A 5,644-nucleotide genomic window follows, 5' to 3' on the forward strand; every position below is an offset into this window, starting at 1 on the left:
GAGCAAAAGCGTTAGTTCCTGATAACAACAGGGTCCGGCAAGCCCACCCGGGGGCGACGATCAGTGCAGCCACGGTCGCGTCGCCGACCGAGAGCCGCGCGGTTGGGCCACAGACCGGCCCGAGGCCCTCCTTAGTTATCGCTCACTAACGTCTCTGCCCCCTCAGCCGGGCCTTGACCGCACCTAGCTCAGGCCATAAGTTATTGGTCAATAACATTCGACGGAAGGGCCGCTATGGACGTCATCGTCATGGCTGCGGGGGACACCGCGACCAGGCTCGCGCGTGAGCACCGCTACCGGGAACTGGTCGAGGAGGTGCCGCTCGCAGAGCGCGTCGGCTTCCACGCCTTCGGCAGCTCTGAGGCCACGGTCTCCGCCTCGGAGGTGCTCCGGCCGTACCTCATGACTTTCCCGAGCCGTACGGACAACTGGTCTGACGAGAAGCGGCCCAGCGCCGCCCTCGCCACCGCGCGCACCATCCACCACGGCCCTGCCGTCCGAGCTGTCCGCGAGGTGTGGAATGGCTGATCAAATCCAGGGGCTGGACGCGGCTGCCTTCCGTTCGGCGTTGGCCCGCTTCCCCGCCGGCGTGACGATCGTGACGACCCGAAGTGCCGGGGGCACGCCGCATGGGTTCACCGCGAGTTCGTTCGCGTCGCTGTCGCTTGATCCACCACTTGTTCTGGTGTGCCTGGACCAAGGAGCGGACTGCTTCCCGGCTTTTATAGCGGCCGAGCAGTTCGTCGTGAACATCGTGACGCCCGCGCATGCGAAGTTGGCCATGAGGTTCGCCACGAAAGGCGAGGACAAGTTCGCACACGGGAGCTTCGAGTACGACGAGGGCGGACACCCGATACTGCCCGACGCCGCAGCGGTGATCCGCTGCGAGCTGGAGCAAGCCGTACCCGGCGGCGATCACGTCATTCTCATCGGTCGCGTGCACGACGCACGCGTAGGCAGCGACCAGCCGGTGATGTGGTACCGCGGTGATTTCCTCCACCTCGGGCAGAGCGTTGAATGAAGGACATCGGCCCCGGCTCGTCAGCTCTGGTGGATCTGCGGAGAGGCCGCGTGATGGATCTGATGAATGGTGAACCGACCCGGACGAAGGCCCTTCGCGCCTACGCCCCCATGGCCACCAGTGTCGACACCGCCACCGTCCGCCAGATCGCGCCAGGGGTTCATCCACGCGCGGCGCGCGGTGGAGCGGGACTCTCCGCTCGGGCCGTGCTACGGGCGTCCGGTGAGTGATTCCGTGGAGAGCGACCTCGTGAAGATCGGGAACGTGCTGCACCCGGTGGCCGACATCGACGCCGCCGTGCGCTTCTACACCAACACCTTCGGCCTGGCCACGAAGTTCGTCGACGGCGACCGCTACGCCGCCCTCGACGCCGGCAGCACCACGTTGGCCCTGACCGGGCCGGCCGAGGACGTCACCGGCGGGGTGCCCGCGGCGTCGTTCAAGGTCCCCGACGTGACCTCGGCGCTCACCGCCCTCGTACAAGGCGGCGGATCCGTGGTCCGGGAGCCCGAGCAGGGCCCGCACGAGGTCCGGGCCGTGGCCCGGGACCCGTGGGGCAACACCGTAGTGATCTACGGGCCGCGGTAGCGGTCGGTCCGGTAGCGGATCGGCCTCCGCATGCCCCGGACCGAGACGTCCGGTGTCCACGACGAGGATGCCGGTCCGGCCGACGACCACGCCGACCGTCTCGTCCCACTCCGGCATCCGGCGGCGGCCGTCGGGCCGGCACCGGACCCGTCGCTCGATGCCCTCCGACCGCAAGGCGGTGAAAGTCTCCGCGGGATCAATGCGGGCTGATTCCCCCGCGGTTGTGGTGTCCGCAGGCTCGACGATCTCCTGCACCCGGACGGCTTCCGCACGGCGTTGCAGGAGATCGTGGACCTGGCTGTCCGCTCAGGCGGGCAGCGGCTTCGACGCGGTCTTCGGCAGTCGCGCGACGGTGATCACTCCGATGAGTGCTACGGCGAGGATCCAGTAGACGGGGCTGGTTCTGCTTCCGGTACCGGCCACGAGGGCAGCGGCGACGAGTGGCGTGATGCCGCCGATGATCACGCCCAAGTTGTAGCCGATCGCGATGCCTGAGTAGCGCACGCTTGCCGGAAACAGCTCCGTGGCCAACGGCCACGCAGGCACCTGCGCCCACCCGGTGAAGAACATGAAGACCAGATAGACGGCTCCGACGGCCCAGAGGCTGGTTGCCGCGATGAGGAGTGCGAAGACCGGCCAAGCGATGACGGCAAAGCTGATGTAGGACGCCAGCAGGATGGGCCTGCGGTCGTAGCGATCCGTCAGCTTGCCCGCCCATGGGTAGGTCAAGGTGGCCAGGGCGATGCACAACGCTGATGTCCAGGCGACGCCTGTGGCGGAGAATCCTTCCTCCTGCAGGAAGATGGCGAAGTAGGCAACGCCGAAGTAGCCGGTGCCGTTGAACGCGATCGCCAGGCCCGCCACACGGGCAACCGACAGCGGGTGGCTCCGCAGAGCGGCCAGCATCGGGCTGCGTACGATCGCGGCCTTCTCCTTCAGCTCCTGGAACTGAGGCGACTCCTCGACCCGCAGCCGCGCCCGCAGACACACCACAGTGAGGACCAGCGAGAGGAGGAACGGAATCCGCCACCCCCACGTTGCCATCTGGTCGGCCGGAACCAGCAGCCGGACCAGCCCTACGACGCCGGCGGCCACGGCGAACCCGAGAGTGGACCCCATGGAAACCGTCGATCCGTAGAAGCCCCGCTTGCCGGGCGGCGCCAGCTCGGCGATGTAGGTGGCAGCGCCACCGATCTCACCACCGGCAGCGAACCCTTGGGTGAGTCGCACGACGACGATCGCGATCGTCCCGGCGACTCCAATCTGTCCGTAGGTGGGCAGCAGGCCCATCACGCCGCACGCCACGCCCATCATCACGATCGTCGCGACGAGGGCTGCCCGGCGGCCGTGGCGGTCGCCGAGGCGACTGAAGAACCAGCCACCAAGCGGACGGATGAGGTAGGACGACGCGAACACCGCGAGCGCGGACAGGGTTGAGACCGTCGGGTTGTCGCTGGGGAAGAACAACGGTCCGATGGTGAGCGTCAGAAACCCATAGACACTGAAGTCGTAGTACTCGATCAGTGTCCCGACGCCGCCCGCCAGCGATGCACGCCGGGCGGACCTCAAGGTGATCGTCTTTTCGGAATGTTGTGCCGTCGTCACTGACTCTCCTTGTCACACCAGGATGGGAGATGCGCCGTTCGGCCGCCCTCGCCGCGCGAGGTCGACGCCGTCACGTTGCTCGGCGCGATCAGGGGGTGGGTCCTGACGGGACCCTTCCGTCGGGTCAGGCTCCGAGACACTGCGGCGAGGTCGACAGACGCCGGTGCCCGGTGCTGCCTCAGAGGGCTGAAGCCTCAATCTCTCTGGATTCGAGCGGCGCAGCCGTCAGGGCTACCTCGTCGGTGACTGCTGATTCGACGACTGCGGGATCGCCATCGGATGACGGGACGCGTTGAGGGAGTGCCGCCGATCGCATGCCATACCTCGTGGGTCAGCAGGAACTGCGTACGCACACACTCGATGCACTTCGCATGTGCTGACTCTGACCCGTCGTGCACAGACGCGCAATGCACTGATACGACTGGACTCATGCAAATTCCACACGTATGGATGCAGAAGAGACATGGTCCGGGAGTGGCGCGCGAGAATGGAATTGAGTCAGCATTGCCGAACGGCTCAAGCCGCAGCACGGTCCGGGGAGTCGAACTGCTCAGGCCAGGCAGAAGCCGGAGATGATCTGTGGCAGTACCGTCGTAGTCAGCGCCGAGCCCCCCCAGATCTGCCACAGCGCGATGACGTTCCCGGGCATGGTGGCAGAGGCGGGGAAAGGAATGCTGCCCGAGGTGGGGGAAATCACCGTCGCACCACATCACCGGTTCGCAGCGGACGGCCGCTGCGGTGTCGAAGGGAAGCGGGCCCGAGGCGCACCCTGCACCGCTGCCAACGACGGGGAGCCGACGCGCGCCGCCAGCGGTCCGCCGCCATCCGGGTCATCCCGAAGCGCCGGGTCACCTCACGGTCACCAACCCCGGCCTGGATCAGGTCAGCGGCTACGAGCCGCGCCCTTGAAGGCTCCCACTGGTGTCAGATCGCGTCCGCGGGGATCAGTAGCGCGTTGATCGCGGCGGTGCGGATGGTCGTCGCGACGACGTCGGGATCGAGGCCGCTGTTGAACTGCGGTACCGCGTTGATCATCGAGAAGACGGCGTGGGTGAGAACGCGGGTCTGCGCGTCTGACAGGTCGGGCCGCAGCCGGGTGACCAGTCCGCTCCACTCCTCGGCGTAGAGGCGCATCATGCGCCGCATACGATGGCGTTCGTCCTCCGGGACGTTGTGTTCGTTCTTCAGGAACACCAGCGTGGACGGAACGTTCTGGAGACTGCGTTGGACGTGGTAATCGATCATCTCCTCGAGCGCCTTGCGTGGATCCGTCACCTCGGCCGCCGTCTTGCGGGCGTGAGCCAGCAATTCGTTGAGCGGATCCTCGAGCACGGCGATCAGCAACGCCTGCTTGCTCGGGAAGTGCCGGTAGAGCGCGGGGCCGGTCACACCGGCACGCGCGCCGATCATCTCAGTGGTGACCGCATCGAAGGCACGCTCGTTGAACAACTCTCCGGCGACCTTGATCAGCACCTGCCGACGGGTGGCGCGGGGAGACGCGGTACGGGGGGTAGGTGAGCTCGACACATATGAAGTCTAGTCTAGGTGAGTGGCCGATAACGTGCCCTTGCGTGTTCCGCGAGCAGATCGGCCACCGCGGTCAGACAGGCGAAGCCCAGCTCAGACGACATACCGCGCGGATCACCGAGCACCCCGCCGGGTGCGACGGCCTTGACACCGTCAGTGAATACGCGCGCCAGCAACGCGTCATCCATGGACCCGGTGAAACCCGCGGCGGCGCGATCGTTCCTCACGGCGTCCGGCCGCACGGCTAGCATGATCGAACTTTCGGCGACGTCGGCATGGCCTCCGACGTGGTCGGCGAGGCCGGCGACGCGTTGAGCAGCGTCGCGCCACGCGCGGAGGACCGCCGCCGAGTCCGCGAACGCGATGACATCCAGGTCGGAGGGGAGCCGCGCGGCGAGCTTCGGCTCGATCTCACTGAGCACCGGGTAGTTGCCGATATGCGCCGAGAAGATCAGCACCCGGCGGAAGCCGTGCGCGGCAAGGCTCGCGCAGCAGTCGGCGCAGATCGCTTCGAGCGTCTCGGCCTGGAGCGAGAGCGTCCCGGCGAAGCCGAGGTGGTGCGACGAGCAGCCGATCCGCACCGTCGGTAGCACGAGCGCGTCGCCGAGCCGCTCGGCGACAAGAACACCCAGTCGATCGGCGTGATCACTGTCGACCGACATCGGCAGGTGCGCGCCGTGCTGCTCCGTGGCGCCCAGCGGCAAGACCGCCGTACGCATACCGCTCGCGATGGCGCTCGCGATGTCAGGCGAGGTCAAATGCTCAATCCGCAACTCGCTCACGTGTGGTCACTCCTCCTGTGCCTGCTCGGCCAGTACCTCGCGGATGCGTCACTACTCGACGGATGGGGACAGGCCCGCCATCGAGGCTCATACACGTTAATCAGGACTAACGCCTTCGCCC

At 66.9% G+C, this 5,644-nt stretch carries 6 protein-coding genes and 1 pseudogene; 3 read left to right on the forward strand and 4 right to left on the reverse strand.

Annotated features, from left to right (window positions below; translation table 11 throughout):
• Positions 1-234 precede the first annotated feature (234 nt).
• From AXW62_RS38975 to AXW62_RS38985, 3 genes are all read left to right on the forward strand, one after another.
• Positions 235-528, forward strand: coding sequence for a hypothetical protein (locus tag AXW62_RS38975; protein ID WP_060948488.1), 294 nt, complete (start codon positions 235-237; stop codon positions 526-528).
• Positions 521-1,021: a flavin reductase family protein gene (locus AXW62_RS38980; protein WP_060948489.1), complete on the forward strand. Its 501-nt coding sequence runs from the start codon at positions 521-523 to the stop codon at positions 1,019-1,021. The genes AXW62_RS38975 and AXW62_RS38980 overlap by 8 nt, the downstream gene beginning before the upstream one ends.
• Before the next feature lie 222 nt (positions 1,022-1,243).
• Complete coding sequence (locus tag AXW62_RS38985; protein WP_060948490.1) at positions 1,244-1,609, forward strand: VOC family protein; 366 nt, start codon at positions 1,244-1,246, stop codon at positions 1,607-1,609.
• Positions 1,610-1,915: 306 nt separating this feature from the next.
• Here the strand turns inward: AXW62_RS38985 and AXW62_RS38995 are convergent, their stop codons facing one another.
• The 4 genes and pseudogenes from AXW62_RS38995 to AXW62_RS39005 form a co-directional block, all read right to left on the reverse strand.
• A complete protein-coding gene (locus AXW62_RS38995) occupies positions 1,916-3,214 on the reverse strand; it encodes an MFS transporter (RefSeq protein ID WP_060948492.1) in 1,299 nt (432 codons plus the stop codon).
• Positions 3,215-4,006: 792 nt separating this feature from the next.
• Positions 4,007-4,120, reverse strand: a pseudogene (locus tag AXW62_RS47515) (IS630 family transposase); the annotation flags it as partial.
• Between the two features lie 18 nt (positions 4,121-4,138).
• Entirely contained in the window at positions 4,139-4,687 is a 549-nt protein-coding gene (locus AXW62_RS39000) for a TetR/AcrR family transcriptional regulator (RefSeq protein WP_030843914.1), read from the reverse strand.
• A gap of 68 nt (positions 4,688-4,755) precedes the next feature.
• On the reverse strand, positions 4,756-5,523 hold the full coding sequence (locus AXW62_RS39005; protein ID WP_211282534.1) for a creatininase family protein: 768 nt from the start codon (positions 5,521-5,523) through the stop codon (positions 4,756-4,758).
• Positions 5,524-5,644 lie beyond the last annotated feature (121 nt).

The organism is Streptomyces hygroscopicus subsp. hygroscopicus, from assembly GCF_001553455.1.
Lineage (GTDB): Bacteria > Actinomycetota > Actinomycetes > Streptomycetales > Streptomycetaceae > Streptomyces > Streptomyces hygroscopicus.